18 protein-coding genes are annotated in these 22,160 nt (G+C 61.8%); 14 read left to right on the top strand and 4 right to left on the bottom strand.

Annotated elements, in window-relative coordinates:
- Nucleotides 1-85: 85 nt before the first annotated feature.
- Entirely contained in the window at nt 86-943 is an 858-nt protein-coding gene (gene nadC / locus AC3WJE_RS18160; RefSeq protein WP_493732231.1) for a carboxylating nicotinate-nucleotide diphosphorylase, read from the bottom strand.
- 18 nt (nt 944-961) lie between these two features.
- Complete coding sequence (locus AC3WJE_RS18165) at nt 962-1,231, bottom strand: Trm112 family protein (protein WP_493732232.1); 270 nt, start codon at nt 1,229-1,231, stop codon at nt 962-964.
- Nucleotides 1,232-1,299: 68 nt separating this feature from the next.
- On the opposite strand from AC3WJE_RS18165, the gene purE reads away from it, so the two are divergent.
- Together purE and AC3WJE_RS18175 are read left to right on the top strand one after the other, a co-directional pair.
- A complete protein-coding gene (purE, locus tag AC3WJE_RS18170) occupies nt 1,300-1,803 on the top strand; it encodes a 5-(carboxyamino)imidazole ribonucleotide mutase (RefSeq protein WP_493732233.1) in 504 nt (167 codons plus the stop codon).
- Nucleotides 1,800-2,945, top strand: coding sequence for a 5-(carboxyamino)imidazole ribonucleotide synthase (locus AC3WJE_RS18175; protein ID WP_493732234.1), 1,146 nt, complete (start codon nt 1,800-1,802; stop codon nt 2,943-2,945). Before purE ends, AC3WJE_RS18175 begins: the two co-directional genes overlap by 4 nt.
- An 82-nt stretch (nt 2,946-3,027) precedes the next feature.
- Here AC3WJE_RS18175 and AC3WJE_RS18180 read toward each other — a convergent pair whose 3' ends face one another.
- Nucleotides 3,028-3,606 (bottom strand): superoxide dismutase, encoded by a 579-nt coding sequence (locus tag AC3WJE_RS18180; RefSeq protein WP_493732235.1) that lies wholly within the window; start codon nt 3,604-3,606, stop codon nt 3,028-3,030.
- Between the two features lie 116 nt (nt 3,607-3,722).
- On the opposite strand from AC3WJE_RS18180, the gene grxD reads away from it, so the two are divergent.
- The 6 genes from grxD to ppnN all read left to right on the top strand — a co-directional run bounded on the left by grxD (nt 3,723) and on the right by ppnN (nt 13,255).
- On the top strand, nt 3,723-4,043 hold the full coding sequence (grxD, locus tag AC3WJE_RS18185) for a Grx4 family monothiol glutaredoxin (protein ID WP_493732236.1): 321 nt from the start codon (nt 3,723-3,725) through the stop codon (nt 4,041-4,043).
- The gene (locus tag AC3WJE_RS18190; RefSeq protein ID WP_493732237.1) at nt 4,040-4,786 is read left to right on the top strand and encodes an SDR family NAD(P)-dependent oxidoreductase; all 747 of its coding nucleotides are present in this window, start codon (nt 4,040-4,042) and stop codon (nt 4,784-4,786) included. Before grxD ends, AC3WJE_RS18190 begins: the two co-directional genes overlap by 4 nt.
- Nucleotides 4,783-5,382, top strand: coding sequence for a YhgN family NAAT transporter (locus AC3WJE_RS18195; RefSeq protein ID WP_493732238.1), 600 nt, complete (start codon nt 4,783-4,785; stop codon nt 5,380-5,382). The genes AC3WJE_RS18190 and AC3WJE_RS18195 overlap by 4 nt, the downstream gene beginning before the upstream one ends.
- 244 nt (nt 5,383-5,626) lie before the next feature.
- On the top strand, nt 5,627-7,996 hold the full coding sequence (locus AC3WJE_RS18200; RefSeq protein ID WP_493732239.1) for a TonB-dependent receptor: 2,370 nt from the start codon (nt 5,627-5,629) through the stop codon (nt 7,994-7,996).
- A gap of 588 nt (nt 7,997-8,584) precedes the next feature.
- Nucleotides 8,585-11,758 (top strand): TonB-dependent receptor, encoded by a 3,174-nt coding sequence (locus AC3WJE_RS18205; RefSeq protein ID WP_493732240.1) that lies wholly within the window; start codon nt 8,585-8,587, stop codon nt 11,756-11,758.
- Between the two features lie 108 nt (nt 11,759-11,866).
- Complete coding sequence (gene ppnN, locus AC3WJE_RS18210) at nt 11,867-13,255, top strand: nucleotide 5'-monophosphate nucleosidase PpnN (RefSeq protein WP_493732241.1); 1,389 nt, start codon at nt 11,867-11,869, stop codon at nt 13,253-13,255.
- Here ppnN and AC3WJE_RS18215 read toward each other — a convergent pair.
- Nucleotides 13,237-14,247 carry a sensor histidine kinase gene (locus AC3WJE_RS18215; RefSeq protein ID WP_493732242.1) on the bottom strand — a complete coding sequence of 337 codons (1,011 nt, stop codon included), beginning with the start codon at nt 14,245-14,247 and terminating at the stop codon, nt 13,237-13,239. The genes ppnN and AC3WJE_RS18215 overlap by 19 nt on opposite strands.
- Nucleotides 14,248-14,437: 190 nt before the next feature.
- On the opposite strand from AC3WJE_RS18215, the gene AC3WJE_RS18220 reads away from it, so the two are divergent.
- Genes AC3WJE_RS18220 through AC3WJE_RS18245 form a run of 6 tightly spaced genes read left to right on the top strand, consistent with a single transcriptional unit; the run spans nt 14,438 to nt 22,015 of the window.
- The gene (locus AC3WJE_RS18220; protein WP_493732270.1) at nt 14,438-14,980 is read left to right on the top strand and encodes a GspH/FimT family pseudopilin; all 543 of its coding nucleotides are present in this window, start codon (nt 14,438-14,440) and stop codon (nt 14,978-14,980) included.
- Nucleotides 14,981-15,019: 39 nt separating this feature from the next.
- Entirely contained in the window at nt 15,020-15,547 is a 528-nt protein-coding gene (gene pilV / locus AC3WJE_RS18225; RefSeq protein WP_493732243.1) for a type IV pilus modification protein PilV, read from the top strand.
- On the top strand, nt 15,544-16,551 hold the full coding sequence (locus AC3WJE_RS18230) for a PilW family protein (RefSeq protein ID WP_493732244.1): 1,008 nt from the start codon (nt 15,544-15,546) through the stop codon (nt 16,549-16,551). Before pilV ends, AC3WJE_RS18230 begins: the two co-directional genes overlap by 4 nt.
- Complete coding sequence (locus tag AC3WJE_RS18235) at nt 16,548-17,180, top strand: pilus assembly PilX family protein (protein ID WP_493732245.1); 633 nt, start codon at nt 16,548-16,550, stop codon at nt 17,178-17,180. The genes AC3WJE_RS18230 and AC3WJE_RS18235 overlap by 4 nt, the downstream gene beginning before the upstream one ends.
- Before the next feature lie 43 nt (nt 17,181-17,223).
- Nucleotides 17,224-21,585 carry a pilus assembly protein gene (locus tag AC3WJE_RS18240; RefSeq protein WP_493732246.1) on the top strand — a complete coding sequence of 1,454 codons (4,362 nt, stop codon included), beginning with the start codon at nt 17,224-17,226 and terminating at the stop codon, nt 21,583-21,585.
- Nucleotides 21,575-22,015, top strand: coding sequence for a type IV pilin protein (locus AC3WJE_RS18245; protein ID WP_493732247.1), 441 nt, complete (start codon nt 21,575-21,577; stop codon nt 22,013-22,015). Before AC3WJE_RS18240 ends, AC3WJE_RS18245 begins: the two co-directional genes overlap by 11 nt.
- Nucleotides 22,016-22,160 lie beyond the last annotated feature (145 nt).

Here is a 22,160-nt window from a genome sequence, read left to right on the forward strand (position 1 = left end):
CAGCCGCGACAGGCTTTACCGGTAAAGCCTGTCGCGGCTGATGGCCCTAGGCCACCCAGAGCCGCTCCTACAGAGGTGCCGCCGTTCAGCCCGGCGGCGTGCCGAGTTTGAGTGACAGGTCAATCGCCTGCACGTGCTTGGTCAGGCCGCCGATCGAGATGAAGTCCACGCCGTCCTCGGCGATGGCGCGCACGCTGGTCAGGTCGACGCTGCCGGAGACTTCCAGCGGAATGCGCCGATCGAACGGTGCGGATGCGGCGATACGCACCGCTTCACGCCGCGTGGTTGCGTCGAAGTCATCGATCAGGATCCGGTCACAGCCAGCCTGCAGCGCCTCGCGCAGCTCGTCCAGGGTTTCGACCTCGACGATCAGCGGCAGCGTTGGCTGCTGCATGCGCGCGGCCTGGACGGCAGCCGAGATCGAGCCGGCGGCGCGGATGTGGTTTTCCTTCAGCATCACCGCATCGAACAGGCCGATCCGGTGATTGACGCCACCGCCGCAGCGCACCGCGTATTTCTGCGCCAGGCGCAGGCCGGGCAGGGTCTTGCGGGTGTCGAGAATGCGTGTGCCGGTGCCGGCCACTGCGGCGACGTAGCGCGCGGTGATGGTGGCGGTGGCCGAGAGCGTCTGCAGGAAGTTCAGCGACGTGCGTTCGGCGCTGACCAGGCTGCGGCTGCGGCCTTGCAGTGTCGCCAGCACGGTGCCGGCGGTCACGTGTTGACCCTCCGTGATGCGCCAGTCGATCCGCACCTGCGGGTCCAATGCCTGGTGACAGGCGTCGAACCAGGGGCGGCCGGCGATCACTGCGTCCTGCTTGCATAGCAGGTAGGCGCGGTCCTCGGTATCCGGCAGCAGTGCCGCAGTGACATCGCCATTGCCGATGTCCTCGGCCAGCGCGCGTGCGACGTCAGCCTGTACCACCAGTGGATCGGGAGCGGTCACGGCTTGCATCGCGGCGAATTACTTTTCCGGGAAATCGGCCACCTGGGCGGTGGCGATGGCTTCTTCGGCCAGCAGCACCGGAATGCCGTCGTCGACCCGGAACAGCTGCTTGCGGTCACGGGTGACCAGCGCCTCGCGCAGCGGCTGTTCCTGGTGGCTGCCATCGGCGCGCTGCACGGTGCCGGCGGCGATGGCGCGATTGAGTGCTTCCAGCCCCTTGGCGTCCAGCAATGAAAGCGACTGGCGGGTGTCGGGCGAGCACAACAGGTCGAGCAGTTTGCGGTCCATGAGCCTTCGTCGGGTCTTGGTCTTGCGTGGAAGACGGCTAGAATACGTCTTTAAGGCAGGACAGGGCCATGACCTCCAACCAATCCGCGCCGCTGGTCGGCATCGTGATGGGCTCCCGTTCCGATTGGGAAACCATGCAACATGCGGCACAAAAGCTCGATGCGCTGGGCGTGCCCTACGAAGTGAAAGTGGTCTCGGCGCATCGTACGCCGGACGTGTTGTTCTCCTACGCCGAACGGGCGAGCGAGCGCGGCCTGCGCGCGATCATCGCCGGTGCCGGCGGCGCGGCGCATCTGCCGGGCATGTTGGCGGCGAAGACCGCCGTGCCGGTGCTGGGCGTGCCGGTGCAATCCAAGGCGCTGAACGGCATGGATTCGCTGCTGTCGATCGTGCAGATGCCGGCGGGCATCCCGGTGGCGACGTTTGCGATCGGCAATGCCGGCGCTGCCAACGCGGCGTTGTTTGCCGCGGCGATGCTGGCACCGGAGCAGCCCGTGATCGGCACGGCGCTGGCGCAATTCCGTCAACGCCAGACCGACGATGTGATGGCCGCGGACGATCCGCGCCAATGACGACGGTTGGCATCCTGGGCGGCGGGCAGCTGGCTCGCATGATGGTCCTGGACGGTGCACCGCTGGGGCTGCGGTTCGTGGTGCTCGATCCGTCCACCGATGCTTGTGCGGGGCAGGTTGCGCCGCTGCGGGTGGGCGGGTTCGAAGACAAGGCTGCGCTGGCCGAGTTTGCCGCTCAAGTTGACGTGGTCACCTTCGATTTCGAGAACGTACCGGCGCGCAGTGCGCAGTGGTTGGCTGAACATGTGCCGGTGTTTCCGAATCCGGGTGCGTTGGCGGTGGCACAGGATCGGCTCAGCGAGAAGACGCTGTTCCGTGAACTGGACATCCCCGTGCCCGACTTCGCTGCGGTCGATGATCGCGCCGGACTGGATGCTGCGCTGGCGCGCATCGGCACGCCATGCATTCTCAAGACCCGTCGGTTTGGCTATGACGGCAAAGGGCAGTTCCGGATCAAATCGTTGGCTGATGCCGATGCGGCGTGGGCCGCGTTGGGTGAGCAGGCGGACAAGGCGGGCCTGATCGTCGAGGCGTTCGTGCCGTTCCAGCGCGAGGTCAGCGTGGTGGCGGTGCGCGGTCGCGATGGCGAGTTCCGCGCCTGGCCGCTGACCGAGAACTGGCATGTCGACGGCGTGTTGTCTGCGAGCCTGGCGCCGGCGGCGATCGATGCCGGCATGCAGCAGCGTGCCGAGGCGCATGCGCGCAAGTTGGCAGAGAAGCTGGATTACGTCGGCGTGTTCGCGTTGGAGCTGTTCGTGCGCGATGGTGAGTTGCTGGCCAACGAGATGGCGCCGCGGGTGCACAACTCCGGGCATTGGACCATCGAAGGCGCAGAGACCTCGCAGTTCGAGAACCACGTGCGGGCCGTGCTCGGCCTGCCGCTGGGCAGCACCGCAATGCGTGGGCATGCCTGCATGCTCAACTGGCTTGGCGAGATGCCGCCGGTCGCGGCGTTCCTGGCGGTTGCCGGTGGGCATTGGCACGATTACGGCAAGCAGCCGCGTGCCGGGCGCAAGGTCGGGCACGCGACGTTGCGTACCGACAGCATTGAGACGTTGAGTGCGGCGTTGGCGCAGGCGGGTGAGGCGCTGGGCCGTCAGGCGCAGGTGGCGCCGGTGCTGGAGCGGTTGGCGCAGGCTTGATCTTGTGTAGGAGCGGCTTTAGCCGCGATGGAGCTTTCTCGGTAAAGCCCCATCGCGGCTGAAGCCGCTCCTACGGAACGCGTCATTGCAGCCGGCTGGCGACGAAATCCCAGTTGACCGCTTTCCAGAACGCTTCCAGATAGGCTGCACGCGAGTTCTGGTGGTCCAGGTAATAGGCGTGCTCCCAGACATCGCAGGCCAGTAGCGGCGTGTCATCACCGGTCAGCGGTGTTCCGGCGTGCGGGGTGCTGACCAGAGCCAGAGCACCATCCGGTCGCTGCACCAGCCACACCCAGCCCGAGCCGAACAAGGCGAGCGCGGCACGGTTGAACTCCTGGCGCAGGTGCGCGACACCGCCGAAGGCCGCACCGATCTTCTCGGCAAGCAGGCCGCTCGGATCGCCACCGCCGCGTGCGCGCAGGCATTGCCAGTAGAAATTGTGGTTCCAGACCTGCGCGGCCGCATCGAACAGGCTGCCCTGGGCGCGTCGGACGATCTCCTCCAGTGCAAGCTCGGCGAACTCGCCGCCTTCGATCCGCGCATTGAGTTCATCGACATAGTGCCGGTGGTGCTGGCCGTAATGGCTGTCCAGCGTCGCCGCCGACAGGTGTGGTTCAAGAGCGCTGCGGGAGTAAGGCAGGGAAGGCAGTTCGATCGGCATGAAGGCTTTTTTCCAGGGGCGGTCCACGCTTGGACATGGGGGGCTTACAATGTCTGCCCAACGCGGAAGTCTATCTGACCAGGACGGTCGAGCTTCTGCCCTGCAAGGAGAATCCCATGGCGGTGATCGAGCGGATCCAGGCCGAAGTCGAGCGGTATCCCATCGTGCTGTTCATGAAGGGCACGCCGCAGTACCCGATGTGCGGATTCTCCAGTCGCGCAGTGCAGGCGCTGCTGGCCGCGGGCGCCGAGCAGTTGCATACCGTCAACGTGCTGGAGGAGCCGGAAGTCCGCGCCAACCTGCCGCGTTTCTCGAACTGGCCGACCTTCCCGCAGTTGTTCATCCACGGCGAGCTGATCGGCGGTTGCGACATCACCCTGGAGCTGTTCGAGTCCGGCGAGCTCAAGCGCATCGTCAGCGAGGCCTACCAGCCGTGAGCCAGGTGGAAGACATCGCCTCGCCAACATCGGCGTTGGCGGGGCGTGTCGTGTTGGTTACCGGTGCGGCCGGTGGGCTGGGTGCGGTGGCGGCGCGGGCTTGTGCCGCGGCTGGCGCGACCGTGGTGTTGCTCGGCCGGCAGGTACGCAAGCTGGAACGCATCTACGACGTGGTGGCTGCGGCCGGGCCGGAGCCTTTGTTGTATCCGCTGGACCTGGCCGGGGCGACGCCGGACGACTACGCCGAGCTGGTCGGGCGCGTACAGGCAGAGCTGGGACGCCTGGATGGCGTGCTGCATTGCGCAGCGGATTTTCCGGGACTGACGCCACTGGAGAACACCGAGCCGGCGACATTGGCGCGTTCGCTGCATGTCGATCTCACCGCCCGTCTTTGGTTGTCGCAGGCCTGCCTGCCATTGCTGCGCCGTCGCGACGACGCAGCGCTGGTGTTCGTGGTGGATGATCCGGTGCGAATGGGGCAGGCCTACTGGGGCGGTTACGGTGTCGCGCAGCATGCGCAGCATGGGCTGGTTTCGAGTCTGCACCAGGAAACCGCCGCAAGTCCGGTGCGGGTCAGTGGGCTGCAGCCGGGGCCGATGCGTACGCCGCTGCGCGCGCGTGCTTTCCAGCATCAGGATGACCATGAAGCCGCCGATCCGGGCCGCTACGCCGACGCCTGCGTGACATTGCTTTCTCCGTCGGGCATCCCGCACCGCGGCGCCATCTGGAATTTCCGGGCATGACCATCCTTTCCGCGGCGCTGCTGCTGTTCCTGATCCTCGATCCGCTGGGCAACATTCCGGTGTTCCTGAGCGTGCTCAGGCCGCTGCCGTCGCGACGCCAGCGCGTCGTGCTCGCGCGCGAACTGCTGATCGCGCTGGCCGTGCTGATGGGCTTTCTTTGGGGCGGCAAGTACGCGCTGGAGTTGATGCACCTGCGTCAGGAGTCGGTGGCGATCGCTGGCGGCATCGTGCTGTTCCTGATCGGCATCCGGATGATCTTCCCTCGCCCGGAAGGGCTGATGGGGGAGATCCCGGACGGCGAACCATTCATCGTGCCGCTGGCGATCCCGCTGGTGGCCGGCCCGTCCGGCATGGCGGCGGTGATGTTGATGGGCAGCAACGAGCCTGCACGCCTGCCCGAATTCAGCCTGTCGCTGTTGCTGGCATGGGGCGCGACCGCGGCGATCCTGTTCTGCTCGCCCTTGCTCTACAAGTTGCTGGGCCACCGAGCCCTGACCGCGCTGGAGCGGTTGATGGGCATGCTGCTGGTGGCGATCTCGGTGCAGATGTTCCTGGATGGCCTCGGGACCTATCTCAAGCTGCCGGTGAACGTCTGACGCGGACAGCATGTGTGTGACAGATTGATGGCGTGCGAAGACATTTTTCTTGCTCTTCTATGTCAATGAATGTCTCGTTTGAAAAAAACGGAGACATATGCCGGCGACATGCCTCGCTTAACGTGATCCTCACGTTTTAAGCAGTCTCCCGCGCATTGTGCGAATCAAGCACCAGCCAGGCCAAGGGCCGCGCTGGCGGGAAGGTTGTGTCCATCCGCATCCCGCCAGCCTTATGAGGTCATTCATGAAATCCCGCCAGCCGTTCCCGTTGTCGGTGCTCGCCATCGCACTAGCCAGCGTGCTCTCCAGCCAGGCCCATGCCCAGAGCACCGATGCCGACGAGCAGAGCACCCGCGTCACCGCTTCCAGCACCTCCAACACCACCGCGGCTTACGAGACCAAGCGCGTACAGGAGCTGGACAAGGTCAACGTCACCGGCAACAAGGATGCGTACGTGCTGGGCGGTGGCAACATGACCGTGCAGACGGCGAGCAAGGCGATCTCCACGGTGACCCGCGAGGCGATCTCGCATGCATCGGGCGGCAGCAACTTCACCCAGGTGATCGATGCGATCCCGGGCGTGGACGCATCCACCAGCGACGTGACCGGCCTGAACAACGGCAACTACAGCCTGCGTGGCTTCGACTCCTCGGCGATCGGCATCACTGTCAACGGCGCACCGGTCACGGACAGCGGCAGCTACTCCGTCTATGCCACCGAGTATGGCGATGCCGAGAACTACAACGACATCACCGTTATGCAGGGCACGCCGAACGTCGACCAGCCGGAAATGGGCGCCACCGGCGGCCAGATCGCCTGGTCCACGATCGATCCGACCCATGACTTCGGCGTGGACTTCAACCAGAGCTTCGGCAGCAACGACTACCGTCGCACCTTCATCCGCGTGAACACCGGCGACACCGGCCCGGTGCGTTCCTGGATCTCCTTCTCGCGCAATACCGCGGACAAGTGGAAGGGCGCGGGCACGATGGATGTCAACAAGATCGACGGCAAGACCCTGTGGGATATCAGCCCCGGCAACTCGATCAGCGGCTCGTTCCAGTACAACCGCCAGTCGAACTACTCGTACAACACCGCCAGCAAGACGCAACTTGCCAGCGACTACGAGTACGACTACGTCGATACGTGGGGCAGCGGCTCGACCTCCTACTACAAGCTGCGCCGCAACCCGTACAAGAGCCTGCTGGCCAGCCTCGATGGCGAGTTCACCCTGAGCGACAGCCTGCGCCTGTCGGTGGTGCCGTATGTGTGGTGGGGCCAGGGCGGCGGTTCCAGCGCCAGCACGGTCAAGACGACGACCAACAGCAGTTCGAACTTGTATGGCTATTCCACCAAGGTGGACGGCAGCACCGACTACATCTACACCTACTCGTATTCCAGCACGGTGCGCCCGGGTGTAGTGGCCAAGTTCTTCCAGGACATCGGTCTGGACCACAACCTGGTCTACGGCGTGTGGTATGACCGTTCGCGCAAGAGCCAGAACAGCAGCAGCGTGGCGGTGAATCAGTCCACCGGTGAAGCCTGTGATGTCTGGGCCGATACCGACAGCTGCTTCATCACCTATCCGGACGGCTCGGTGCAGCAGAGCTACCGCACCTACACCGTGACCACGGTGCAGAAGTACTTCATCCAGGACAACTGGACGCCGGCCGACGACTGGGCGTTGAACCTGGGGGTTTCGTGGATCCGCGCCAACCGCCAGGGCCACAACTACCAGTGGCCGGGTTCCACCAAGGAAATCGCGGTGGATTTCGACAACGACTACAGCAAGCTGCTGCCGGCATTCGGCGTGAAGTACAGCCCGGACAGCCACAACCAGTTCTACTACGGCGTTGCCAAGACCTTCCGCGTGCCGGCGACCAACTCGATCACGTTGAACCTGTCGACCGACGAGGTGATCCCGCAGCCGGAATCGGCCTGGACGCACGACATCGGCTGGCGTTACTACGGTGATCGCTTCTCTGTCTCGTCGATGCTCTATCAGAGCAACTACAAGAACAAGCAGATGACCAGCTATGACAACAGCACCGCGCTGACCACCTATATCTCGATCCCGAAGGTGCGCATGCGCGGTTTCAACACCGAAGCCAGCTATGCCTTCACCGACAGCCTGAAGTTGTATGGCTCCTACACCTACACTCAGGCCCAGATCCAGAGCGCCACGCTGGCGGTGGGCACCTCCAGCGGCACCTACCAGTACGCGGTGGATGGCAAGCAACTGGCCAATACCCCGAAGAACCTTGCCAACCTGCGCCTGAGCTACAGCTACGGCGATTTCTGGGTCGCGCTGAAGGGCCGCTACTCTGGCTCCCGTTACGGTGACTACATGAATACCGAGCGTGTCGGTGGCTACACCACCTTCGGCATGGATACCGGCTATACCTTTGGCGACTGGGGCTGGCTGAAGAAGCCGTCGATCAAGGTGAACCTGTACAACCTGACCAACAAGCAGGCGATCACCTGGGCCAGCAGCACGCAGGTGCTGGCGGCTTCGGGGGCGAGCGAGTATCCGGACGTGGTCTCCACCGGCACTCCGTACTACCAGGTGCTGGAATCGCGTGCTTTCGGCATGACCTTCGGCGCATCGTTCTGATCTGATCGTTCAAGTTCTGCCCGAATGGGCAAGAGGGCCGACGCATCGCGTCGGCCTTTTTTTGTCCGCGTTTTTTTCGCCAGTTGTGGCGGTGAGTTGGCCCGCCGGATGACATGCGGATGTCATCTTTTCGTCGCCTGGTCGGGGCGATGGCCGATCGGCTCCAGTCCGGCCGGGCTCTGCAACTTGCTCATGGGGTGGGGCGAGGGTTTTGGCCTGCCTCATGAATGAGTTCAGCAAATGCCGCCCAGAACCCCCGCTCTGATGGCAGGCGTGCGGCCTGCCTGAGCCGTTTCAGGCGCCGGATATTGGTCTCCGGATTGCAGGCGGATTCACTTGTCGGCATAAATGTCCATCAATGCGAAAAATGTCACGTCTTCGTCACAACGCGCGAATACCGTGTTAACCTGTTGTTAACCGTTGCGGCTGCAACCGGCTGCCCGGTCAGGGAACCCCAAAGCACAACATCGACTTTCATCCCCCTCAAACGGGATGGATTAGCGCGCTTTTTTGCGTATCCGCCAAATTTACGTACCCGCCAAATTTCGCATCGAGGCTACCGAAATGACTGACCCACGCCGTCTCCGCATGTCAAAGCTGACACTTGGTCTCGTGGTGGCGCTCGCCGCCGCCCCCGTCTTCGCGCAGAGCACCTCCTCAGGTGTCGGCGGTCTGGTGACAACCACCAGCGGCCAACCGGTTGCCGGCGCCGAAGTGACCATCACCCATGCCGAGTCGGGCACCGTGAGCCGCGCGACGACGGACAACGCCGGTCGCTACAACGCGCGCGGCCTGCGCGTCGGTGGTCCGTACACCATCACCATCACCAAGTCGGGCGAAGGCACCCGGACCGAGGATGGCATCTATCTGACGCTGAACCAGGTCAGCACCATCAATGCACAGCTGACCGGTGACCTGACCACGCTGGAAACCGTCAATGCGGTCGCCATGGCTGGCGGCTCGGAAGTGTTCAGCGCGACCAAGACCGGTGCCGGTACCTCCATCAGCCAGGAGAAGATCGAGGCGCTGCCGTCGATCAACGGCAACATCCAGGACTACATGCGCCTGGATCCGCGCGTGGCTTTCGTAGATCGTGCTTCGGGCACCATTTCTGCCGGTGGCCTGAATCCACGCTACAACTCGGTCAGTATTGATGGCGTCGCTGCCAGCGACACCTTCGGCCTGGAAGGCAACAACATGGCGACCCGTCGCCAGCCGGTGTCGATGGAGGCCATCGAAGCGATCGACATCAACCTGTCCAACTACGACGTAAGCATTGCCAGCGCTGCGGGCGCCACCGTCAATGCCGTCACCAAGTCGGGTACCAACGAGTTCCACGGCTCGGTCTATGGCACCTATCGTGATGGTGACTGGTTCGGCGACAACCCGGATGGCACGCCGTTCAATGGCTTCACCAAGGAAAAGACCTACGGCATGACCTTGGGCGGCCCGATCGTCAAGGACAAGCTGTTCTTCTTCGCCAACTACGAAAAGTTCGAGCAGAACGCGCCAGGCGCCGATCTGGCGAGCACCGCCTACGGCAAGACCAATGCGGTCATCAACGATGCCTACATCGCGCGTGCCCAGCAGATCGCCCGGGACACCTGGGGCATCGATCCGGGCTCGCTGAGCAGCAACGGCAACACCGATCTCGAAGAGTACGCGCTGAAGCTGGACTGGAACATCAACGATCAGCACCGTGCCAGCATCCGCTACAGCAAGCTCGACCAGAGCAAGCTGCGCATCAACGGCATGACCAGCAGCTCGGCTTCGCTGAGCTCGTACTGGTATCAGCATGAGAAGTCGATCAAGAGCTACGTCGGCCAGCTGTTCTCCGACTGGAGCGACAACTTCTCGACCGAGTTCAAGGTGTCTTACCGCGACTACTCGGCCATCCGTGTCACTCCGACCACCGCGCCGAGCATCCAGATCCAGCAGGGCTCCGATTCGCTGTACCTCGGTACCGAGCTGAGCTCGCAGAACAACATCCTGACGACCAAGACCTGGAACTACTACGGTGCCGGTACCTGGACGCTGGGTGACCACGACCTGAAGTTCGGCGTGGACTACAGCACCAACGAGATCTACAACTACTTCGCCCAGAATGGGTGGGGCAGCTACATCTTCCAGGGTCTGGACAACTTCGCCGCCGGCATCTGGTCGAGCTACCGCCTGGCCGCCGAGACCTCGCCCGGTTCGATCCCGGCCGACTACAAGTACAACAACCTTGGCCTGTTCGTGCAGGACACCTGGTACGTCAACAGCAACCTGACCCTGACCCTGGGCCTGCGTGGCGACCGTCCGGACACCAACCCGTCGCCGACCTACAACGCGGCGGCCTCGAATACCTTCGGCTACAACAACAGCAAGATCTTCAGCGGCGACTTCCTGCTGCAACCGCGCTTCGGCTTCAACTACAACTTCGACAGTGAGCGTCCGACTCAGCTGCGCGGTGGTGTGGGCCTGTTCCAGGGTGACTCCCCGCAGGTGTGGATCGGCAACAGCTACTCCAACACCGGTCTGAACTACACCTCGTACAACCAGACGACCTACAACGCGGCCGTGCCGTTCTCGCCGGACGGCCTGAACCAGCCGGTCCCGACGGTGGCCGGTTCGGCGCTGCAGAGCGTCAACTTCGTCGGCAACGACTTCAAGCAGCCGTCGCTGTGGAAGGCCAATCTGGCCCTCGACCACGAACTGCCGTGGTACGGCATCGTCGCGTCGGCCGAGCTATTGGTGACCAAGGTCAAGGATGGCCTGTACTACCAGGCGCTGAACCTGGGCCCGGGTTACACCGGTCCGGACGGTCGCACCCTGTACTGGAACCCGAACAAGGTCAGCTGGACCTCGTCGGAAACCGGCAGCAACTCGGCTGCCAGCCGCTATGGCCGTTACAGCAACTACGATGCCGTCTACCTGATCGACAATACCGACAAGGGCAAGACCTCGCAGTTCACCGTCTCGCTGACCAAGCCGTTCAGTGAAGGCAGCGACTGGTCCTGGACCCTGGGCTACACCTACACCCATGCGACCGAAGTCGGCCCGCTGACCAGCTCCACTGCCAGCTCGGGCTGGGCGTACCAGTACGCCTTCGACGTCAATTCGAACCAGGAAAACACCTCGCGCTACGAGATCAAGGATCGCATCAGCGGTTCGCTGGACTGGAAGCACAAGTTCTTCGGTGACTACGAGACCCGCATCGGCCTGGTGTACGAAGGCCGCAGCGGTCGTCCGTTCAGCTACGTCTTCGCCAACGACTTCAATGGCGACGGCCGTACCTACAACGACCTGTTCTACGTTCCGAATGGCGACGTACTGTTCGGCAGTGTGAGCAGCGCCGGCCAGTTCACTGCGGACGCGGCGATGGCCGCCAACTTCAATGCATGGCTCGCCGCGCATCCGGAAGTGGCGAAGTACGCTGGCGGCTACGCTCCGGCCAATGCCTTCCGCACCGGCTTCGTGAACACCTTCGACGTGCGCATCAGCCAGGAGCTGCCGGGCTTCTTCAAGGGCCACAAATCGCAGATCTGGCTGGACATCCAGAACGTTGGCAATCTGATCAACAAGGACTGGGGTCACATCGTCGACTACGGCTTCTATGCCGATGCTTCGGTGGCGCGTCTGGCCGGCATCTACAACGGCCAGTACGTGTACAACTACACCGGGACGAGCAATCCGACCGCCGCCAACTCGGATGCCGACGGCTTCAACGTCGGTGTGTCGCAGTGGTCGATGCAGTTGGGCTTCCGCTACGAGTTCTGATCGCTCGCGGTACTTAGGCAGTCCACCGAAACGGCCGGGGCAACCCGGCCGTTTCCTTTTGGGTGGGGGAGTGCGCTACATTCCCGCGGTTGCAGACAGGAGCACATGATGGAAACAAGCATTACGGCATCGAGGGCGTTGCCGGTGGTGGATGCGCGGATCTACCCGCGAGGCGGTCTGGACGTGCTGTCGCGCGCGGAGGTCGCCCGGTTGCGCGATGCCTCCAGCGGTGGCATGCACGAGCTGCTGCGCCGGTGCGCGTTGGCGGTGCTGACCAGCGGTAGCGCTTCCGACGACCCGCGCGCGGCTCGCGATCTCTATCCGGATTTCGACATCCAGGTCGCGCAGCGCGACCGCGGCATCCGCCTGGAGCTGTCGAATGCACCGGCCACGGCCTTTGTCGATGGTGAACTCATTATTGGCGTGGCCGAGCTGCTGTTCGCGGTAGTGCGCGACCTAGCCTACATGGCCATCGAGCTGGGCCCGGATTCCGTGGTCGACCTCGAATCGAGTGACGGCATCACCAATGCGGTATTCGGGTTGCTGCGCAATGCACGCATGCTGCAGCCATCCGATCCCAACCTCGTTGTCTGCTGGGGAGGTCACTCGATTTCGCGCGATGAATATCTCTACACCAAGCAGGTCGGCTACGAGCTGGGACTGCGCGGGCTGGATATCTGCACGGGATGCGGGCCGGGCGCGATGAAGGGCCCGATGAAGGGCGCGACCATCGCCCACGCCAAGCAGCGCCGCACCAGCACGCGCTACATCGGTATCACCGAGCCGGGCATCATCGCGGCCGAGTCGCCGAACCCGATCGTCAATCACCTGGTGATCATGCCGGACATCGAGAAGCGCCTGGAGGCCTTCGTGCGATTGGGGCACGGCATCATCGTGTTCCCGGGCGGCGTGGGCACGGCCGAAGAGATCCTGTATCTGCTGGGCATCCTGCTGCGCGAAGAGAATCGCGGGCTGCCGTTCCCGCTGGTGTTGAGTGGACCGGCCATCGCCGCGCCGTACTTCGAGCAGATCGATCGTTTCATCCGCCTGACTCTCGGAGACGAGGCCGCTTCGCGTTACGAGATCATCGTCGGCGATCCGGTGGCGGTGGCGAGGCGGATGGCCGAGGGCATCGTGCGCGTGCGCGAGTACCGTAAAGACCAGAGGGATTCCTATTACTTCAACTGGTCAATCGACGTCCCGCTGGAGTACCAGCGTCCCTTCGTGCCGAGCCACGAGGCGATGGCTGCACTGGATCTGCATCATGGCCGCCCGGCTCATGCATTGGCTGCGGACCTGCGTCGGGCCTTCTCCGGCATCGTCGCCGGCAACGTCAAGGAAGACGGCATGCGCCGGATCGAGGAGTTCGGTCCGTTCGAGATCAACGGCGATGCCGACATCATGCAGGCGCTGGACGGCCTGCTACGCGCTTTCGTCGAGCAGCGCCGGATGAAGATATCCGGGGAGTATCGGCCTTGTTATCGGGTTGTGACCTGATGGGGGACAGGGCGGGGCAGGACGATGGTGGCGATGTAGCAGCCACCGTCGACCCGGGTTTCCACCCGGCCCCGCCCGCCAGTCAATGTATGTACCCGGCTGCGTACGGCATCCAGTCCGATGCGATGGCCGGTGTTTGATGCCATCGAGGCTGTCGGCAAGTCGTTGGTGATGCTTATTTCCCAGGCCTCGGCCTGAGGGACGACAGCGATCACCACCTTGCCCCCCGTTGCAGATGTCTCTACGCCATGGCGGACCGCATTCTCGGCCAACGTCTGGATGCCGAGGGTGGGAACCGGCAACGTGGGCAGCGGCGATGGCAGCTGCCATTCGATGCGTAGCCGCGATCCGAAGCGCAGCGCTTCAATCTCAAGATAACGGTGTGTAAGCGCCAACTCTTGCGAGAGTTCGACTTCCTGAGGGCCGGCGAGTGCGGCCCGGAATAGCTCCGCCAAGTCGAGCAACAACTGTTCCGTGGCCTCGGGGCGCTCGTGAATCAGTGCTACGCCGGTGTTCAATGTGTTGAACAGAAAGTGGGGGTGGATGCGCGCCTGAAGGGCGTCGAGCTCGGCCTGCTTGGCGCGGATCGCCAGTTGATGGGTATCCCAGGAGCTCCGGAAGATCGCCAGTCCGACCAGCCCCACCGCAAGGGCGATACCACTGAACTGCAGCCACAGCGACCACCAGGCATCGTCAGGCAGGTGCAGCAGGTTGCGTAGCAGCAGCCAGACCAAGGAGCAGACTGCGCCGGTGATCACCAGTAGAGCGGCAAATGCGAAATAGGCCACTGCCAGGGGGCGCAGTTGGCCCAGCGGGCGGCGAAGCAGCGATAGCAGCCCCAGGGTCAGCAGGCTGATCCACTGGATCAGCAGCGACGTCAGGCCGAAATGCATCCAGCGGCTTCCCGTGATGCCGGGAGCCAGTGCCAGTATTGTGGCCAGCATTTCGCCTGCGAACACGACGGAGATGAGGATAGGTGGCTGCCACAGCATCTCCAGCCGCTTGCCTATTCGGTCCCGGGCGTGGGCAGGGTTCTGCGTCGATTGGCTACGGGGCATGAAGGGCGAGAATATGGCCGCTTGCGACAAAAATTGCGCCGCTTATCCGTATGTGCTGGATGTTGCGGAAGTGTTGCCATAGCGTACAGCCATCGAAACGGGGATGGGGATCTCCATGTTGCGGATGGGCAAGGGGGGGCAGTGCCCGGCTGGGTCACGTCGGGGCGGCGGAAAGCCTCATGGCTTTAGTTTGCTGGAGCTGATGACGACGGTGGCGGTGCTGGCCATCCTCGTTGCCATTGCCGTGCCGAGCTTTACCGTCTTGATCAACAGCAATCGGCTGACGTCGCAGGCTAATGAGCTGGTGGTCGCATTCCAGTATGCCCGGTCGGAGGCGGCGCGCCTCAATAGTCGCGTGACCCTGTGTCCATCCACCGACGGGGAGAGCTGTTCGGGAGGGGACTGGTCTCGGACCATCGCCATCGTCGCCAAAAACAACACCGTGCTCCGGGAGTCTGCAGTAAGTGGCAAGACATCAATTAGCGCCGACGTCGCCAGCGTGACATTCGGGGCCGATGGACTGGCCCACGACACGAACGGCTTGCTGGCCACGGCCAACGTCACTGTGTGCCTCGACACGACCCGGCCAAATGAGAACCGCCGGATTGTGCAGCTCGTCGGAGGTTCCCGCGTTTCCATCCAGCAGGCATCCGGGGCCTGCCAATGACCGATCAATGAGGTGGTAGGGGTGAATCGACATCTTTGTATGCCTCGGTCTCTTGCTGTCCAGCAGGGGGCTGGCCTGATCGAGGTGCTGATTGCAGTTTTGATTCTGGGCATCGGCATGCTCGGCATTGCCGCGATGCAAGCGACAGCGCTGCGCAATGGTCAGAGTTCGTTGGAACGTAGCCAGGCGGTCATCCAGACTTACACGATCCTGGATGTGCTGCGCGCCAATCGCACCAATGCCATTGCCGGCTATTACAACACCGCTGGCGGCACGCCCCAGTGTTCTGCCGCAGCCGTCGATGCATCTACTCCGTCCGGGCAGCAGTCGGCACAGGGGGATCTCAATCAGTGGCTGTCATCGCTCAAGCAGACTATCGGCACGGAGGACGATACGACGACGTGCGGTCGCGTTTCTTGTGTCACCAATACGTTGAGTGGAGGAACCTGCACCGTGGTTGTGCAATGGGACGACAGTCGTGGCAGTACTTCCAATACCAATGGGGTGGCCGATGAGAATGCCGAGGGTGGCACCCAGCGCCAGGTGACGACGGTGGTGGCGATATGAGCCGGATGTTTCCTTTCCGGCCGGTACGCCAAACAGGTTTCAGTCTCATCGAGCTGATGGTCGCGCTGCTGCTCGGTCTGTTGGTGGTTGGAGCCGCGATCGGCATTTATCTATCCAATAGGCAGACCTATGCCACCACGCAGTCTCTCGGACGCATGCAGGAGAGTGCTCGCGTCGCGTTTGAGCTGATGGCGCGCGATATCCGCGAGGCGGGCGGCAATCCATGCGACAGCTCGCTGGTGCCCAACAACATCACGGATGTAGCGTCCTCCTCAACGCCAACCGGGGCGAGCTGGTTTCTCTCGCTCAGCCAGCCCTTGTATGGATTTGAAGGCAGCGATGCCAGTGCGCCCAGCCATGTGGCGGGAACCGATGTGATTCAATTGGTAGGGCCTGCGGCCGGGACCCGTAGTGTCACTGTGGACACCACGGCTGCAACCGCGGCAGTGACCTATGCACCCGGCACGCCCGCCTTTGCCGACGATCAGGCCGTCATGATCTGTGACATGAAGGTGCTCGGCGTATTCAAGGCCAATGGTGCCAGTACAACCGGCACTTCGGGTACGGTGAGCTACGCGGCGGGCTCTGGTCGCAATGCCTGTGGCTATTTTCCTTATCCGAATACCGGAGTCTGTGCTGGCTCCGGCACGTCTTACCAATTCGGAAAATTCGCGCAGCTCACCGCGATTCAAGGGGTGCGGTGGTTTGTCCGTGACCCGGACAACAATGCGGCGAACGGCTATTCGCTTTATCGACAGATCGACGATGGCAGTCCGCAGGAAGTGACACAAGGGGTACAGGATTTGCAGATCACCTATCTCACGGACGCAGGTTACGTGACTGCTGATTCAATCACCAGCGCGGACGCCTGGAACAGCGTGCGTGCAGTGCGGATCGAGATGGCCGTACAGGATTCCGAGAAAGTCGGGACCGATGGTACGAGCAGCCAGCCGATCGTGCGTCAAGTCGAACACGTCGTCACATTGCGGAATCGCGTGCTATGAGGATCCGGTCCAACAAGTCGTTTCGTCTGCAGGGCGGAGCTTCGCTCGTAGTGGTGCTGATCCTGTTGTTGATCATGACCTTGCTGGGGTTGGCGATATTGCGCAGCACGCTGCTCGATGAGCGAATGAGCGCAAACATGTATGACCGCAGCCTGGCGTTCCAACAGGCCGAGTCCGCATTGCGCGAGGGCGAGGAGAAGGTCCGCGCGGCGGTGCTCGCCAATGGCAAGGGCTGGGTGATCGGTGTGAAGTGTGGAGACGATCCCTCCAATGGCGGTGTTTCGGGCATCGATGACAGCAAATGCGGCAATCCATCTACCGCTTATACCGGTGGTGCCTCCTGCGGTGGTTCGAGCCTGACGGCGGATTGCTGGTTCGGCGCCACCGATCAGTTGGGGACTGCGAACAACTCGGCGGGTACACCGCAGTTCTATGTCCAGTACATGGGGTTGCGCGATTCCGAGGATGAGCTTGGATTGGACTCCAGCGCGGCTGGCAGCCAATACGGCGGCGGCGGTGGCGGAGTGGTGCAGGAGGCCATGTACCGGATTACCGCGCGCAGCCAGGCGCCTTCGGACACCTCGTACAGGGCGGTCGTGGTCCTGCAGGGTACGGTCATTGCGAAGTGATCATCGGTTGGTCGGGTCAACAGAAAATCCAAATGAGGTTGGTATGAGTGCCACCAGCGGAACCCCCTTTCCCGGTAGATCGCGTCGATCGTTCAGGCGCGTGGCTGCCTTTGCCATTGGCTTGTTGGCCGGGCTCAATTCGCTGGCCGCGTCCTCGGGCGTGGTGATTGATTCCAGGCCTCTGAGCGCTGCCAATTCCGTGCCGGGCAATCTGGTCCTGGTGCCTTCGGTTGAATGGCCGACCGTGGTGACTCAAGCCAACGCTCCAGGCGTTGGCGAAACGTCGGCTACCTACAGCACCGGTACGGCCTATGCCGGCTATTTCAATACGGAGCTCTGCTACGCCTATCATTATGACGGCACTGAGGCGAACCGTTACTTCTATCCGGTAGTGGCGGCCAGCAGTCGCGGTTGTTCCGGCAAGACCGGAGGCAAGAGCGGAGAGAGCCAGAACCTGTGGAGTGGCAACTTCCTTAATTGGGTCACGATGCAGTCCATCGATACGTTCCGCCTGGCACTGACAGGTGGCTATCGTGTGCATCGTCCGGCCGATGGTACGCCGCCGAACGTGAGCATCACGGTGGCGACGGCCAGCGGCTATACCACGGCGAGCAAGGCCACCAGCGAGATGCCGAATGTCACGTATCTGGAGAAGGCCAATTCGGATCGCTGGGATGACAGCTACACAAAACTTCGCCGGTTGAGCAGTGCGACCGCAGTGGCTGGCGCAACACCGGTGCAGACAACCGCATCGAGTTTCCGGGCCCGTATTGCCTCTCTTCGCAATCAGATGTGGTTCGTCCCGAATATAGAAGTTGGCTTGGGAAAATCATTCTCCTACAGTGATCCGCACCCACTTTCCCTGCCGATCACCAATGGCAGCCAGACCGTGGCCGGCGACACTGGGGTCACCGCCATTCCATATAATCCCGCGTATCACAATTTCGCGGTTTCCGCGAATACGACTTATACGGATGGAAGTAGCTGCGGAACCTATGAAACGGGGTGCTCCGGGCCAACCACGGTAGCCGCCTGTCAAAATGGCAACAATCCGTATTTCAATACATCCAATGGCAACTGCTATAGTAACAGCAACAGTACGACCGGCGGGCTCGCCAATAGTTGTCCATCGGGCTCGCAGCTGCCAACCTCGAACGGGAATAACAGGGTTTGCAGCGGCGTATATACGCATACCAACTACGGCATCAATCAAGTGTATGCGGTAAGCATCCGTGTCCAGGTCTGTGACGGGGCGCTGGATACCCGTGACATATGCACCAAGTACGGTAGCTACTACAAGCCGGAAGGCCTGCTGCAGGCCAACGCCAAGAAAACCCGTTACAGCCTTTTCAGTTATCTGACTGAAACTGGACAGGTCCGTCAGGGCGGTGTCATGCGTGCACGCCAGAAGTTGATCAGTCCAGTTTCAGTGGCCGAACAGGATGGCTCAGAGAAGCTTTATCCCGATCGTTCCCGGCGCATTGCGAGCATCGATAACCCGGAATGGGATCCGGTCACTGGTGTTTTCATCAATGATCCGGATAGTACCGATTCGGCTGCCACCTACAGCAATATTGGTGCCTGCACGACGGGGACCGTTGCGCCTGATGGCAGCGGTTGCTCCATCAAGTACAGTGGTGTCATCAATTACCTGAATCGCTTTGGTCAGATCAACACTGGCCAACCCACGCTCAAGGCCTACGACAACCTGAGCGAGATGTATTACACCGCACTACTGTACCTGCGTGGCGAAGCCAATAAATCGGCATTCAGTAACTTGACCCCGTTGGCTAACACCGACCTGAAGGGTGGTACCGGATCGTTGGGTAAATACCAGAATGCCGATGGTTTGCCGGTGATCGAAGATTGGTACAAGACTGGCGCCAACGTAGCAGCAAGAAAATGGAATACTTCGCCTGCGATCAGCGTGGGCGCCGATGGCGACCCGATCCTGTACCAGTGCCAGACCAACGTGGTACTGGGTATCGGCGACACCCATACGAACAGCGAGGATGATGCCTACAGTAGCGACAGCGTCGCCAACGCGGTGACGTGGCGCACATATACGGAAGGGAGTAGCGCTTCACGCATGAATGTGGCCGGTTTGGCCTATTGGGCGCACTTGAACGACATTCGTCCGGACGTGCCCAATACATCGCTGAATACTTCGCCGGCAAGTGCAAAAGGCCAGTCGATCAGCACCTACTGGGTGGATGTGGTCGAACAGAACGATCTGTATGCAAAGACCAGTAATCAGTATTACAACGCCACGAAGTATGGCGGTTTCACCATTCCAGATTCGTCGTACGATGCCAATGGTAATGCGGCGCGTCCTTCTTCAGCCTGGTTCAGTAGTAATACCAGTGCCTGGACATCGGCGACGCAGACCGTTAAGGCACAGACAGGTCTCGGGGGCACGGGGGATTACTACCTGCCGAACAATATGTACTTGGCCAACAATGGCCAGGCGATGATCCAGGGACTGAATGCCGCATTCCAGCGTATCGCGAACAACTCCAGTGGCTCGGGCAGTTCATTCGCGAGCAACAGCACCAAGCTGGAGAATGGTTCATATACCTATCAGGCCAGGTACATCTCCAGTACCTGGGGTGGGCAGCTGATCGCCAGTACGGTCGATACCGCCACCGGCAACCTGACCAATGTGTGGGATGCGGCGACGTGGCTGACCGGCAGCGCGACCAGCAAGGATTACAGCAAGCGCAACCTGCTTTACAACAATGCAGGAACGCTTGCCAAGCTCATAAGCAACTGGAACAGCTACACGGTCCTGTCCAGCCCAACAGTAGTCAAGCCCAGCGGGCTGTCGTCCATTACGGACGATCAGATGAAGTATCTGCTGGGTGATCGCAGCGGTGAACGCCAGTACGGTGGCAGCTTCCGCAATCGCTCCGGCATGCTGGGTGACATCATCAACTCGCAGCCCATCTACGTGGGGACGCCGAGTGTTGGCCTCTACACCAAGGACGCCAGTTACTCTGCCTATCGTGCCGCGAAGCTGAGTCGTACGCCCGTCGTGTACGTGGGTGCGAACGATGGCTTCCTGCACGCGTTTGACGCCAGTACCGGAACGAATGCAGGCAAGGAGGTGTTCGCCTTCATGCCGACTGCATCAATGGCGGTGCTGAAGCAGAGCGACGCCAGCTCCAACATCTACCCGAACTGGGATTCGAGCTATGAGCACGCCTACTCAATGGACGGTGAGCTGAGCGTTGCAGACGTCAAGGTCGGCAATGCCGGCACAGCAGCGGACTGGAAGACGATCCTGGTCGGTACGATGGGGCGTGGCGGCAAAAGCGTGTTTGCCTTGGATGTGTCGGACCCTGCTTCGCCGACGCTTCTCTGGGAAAAGAACGCGAGTGATATTTCGACGCTGGGCAATAGCATCGGCAAGCCGATCATCGCCAAGGTCGCTGACGGGGACTGGCGGGTGTTCCTGGGAAATGGGCCCAATAGCAGTACGGGGGGCTCCGTGATGATCGCGCTGAATGTACAGACTGGAGTGCAAAGCGGATCCATCAGCGGCGGTACCGGTGACGACAACGGTCTGGGGCCGGTGAATGTCTGGGATTCGGATAAGGACGGCAATTACGACACGGTCTATGCCGGCGACATGTCGGGAGCGCTCTGGAAGTTCAGCATCGGTGGTTCGGCGAAGAAGCTCTTCACGGCCAGCTCCGATGCCAACGCTGTCCAGCCCATCACCGTGGCGCCGCTGGTCGCCAGGAATCCCTACAAGCCTACCGAGACCTGGGCGTTCTTCGGGACCGGCCAATACCTGAGTCTTATCGACGTCAGTGAGTCGGCGAACCAGGTCGTCCAGAGTTGGTATGGCGTCATCGATCGTGATGCGGAGGTGGCAAGAAACACGCTCAAACAGGTCGAGATCATCTATCAGGACTCGGTGGGCCGTGTCATCGAGAGTTCGACGGCAGCCGGCCTCAACGGCTGGTACATCAACCTGCAGTCGCCGGAGGAGGCGGCGGGAACCGTGGGGGCTCGTGGGGAGCGTATGGTCGTCCCCAACTTCTTCCAGGGGTTGACGTTGATCGGCACGTCCCGTTTCCCCGGTTCAACCGATCCATGCTCTCCATCCGGCGAAGGCTTCACCATGGCCATCGATCCGTTCACGGGGGGGCGCCTGAAGGATGCGTTCTTCGACGCAAACGGTTCCGGTGCGGTCGGGGACAGTGGCGACTACTACGGTGGGAATACCGGCGTGCCGTACTCGGGAATCGGGTATGGCAGTGGTCCCAACAACCCAATCTTCATCGGTTCATACATGTACACCAGCCTGGACGATGGTACGGCGAGAAAGACCGTCACCAATTCAGGGGGCAGCGCAGTCAAGCGTGTCTCGTGGAGGGAAATGCTCAATGTCGAATGAAATCCTGCGTCGCCGTCACTTGAGATGCGGCGCGGCTACCCGTACCGCTGGATTTACTCTTATCGAGTTGATGATCGTGGTGGCCGTCATCGCGATCCTGGCGGCGATCGCGAATGCGAGCTATCAGAAATTCATCGTCAAATCGCGCCGGGCCGCTGCAGCAACCTGCCTGCAGGAGCGCGCGCAGTACATGGAACGCTACTACACCACCAAGCTGACGTATGCGGGAGCTCCCGATCCGGCGCAATGCGGTGCCGATATCGATCCGTTCTATGTCATCGCGTTCAACGGCACGCCAGATACGAAGGACTTCACTCTGACCGCAACTCCGACCAGCCGCCAGAATGATGCCACCTGCGGCACGCTTTCGATCGATGCCAAGGGGGGGCGGGGCAAGAGTGGTACCGGTAGTGTTGCCGAATGTTGGTGAGCTGCTCGACTTGCAGTGCCCGGATTTTCCATCCGGATCGATGTCAGCGCTGTAAACCCAGCGTAGGGCTTCGGGCCATTCGATGAGAGGCGGGTTTCTGAATGGGAACGCTTCCGGCTAAAAGATCTGCAGGCAGGGACTTGTC

It is taken from the genome of Pseudomonas sp. GW821-FHT07E12 (assembly GCF_058986605.1).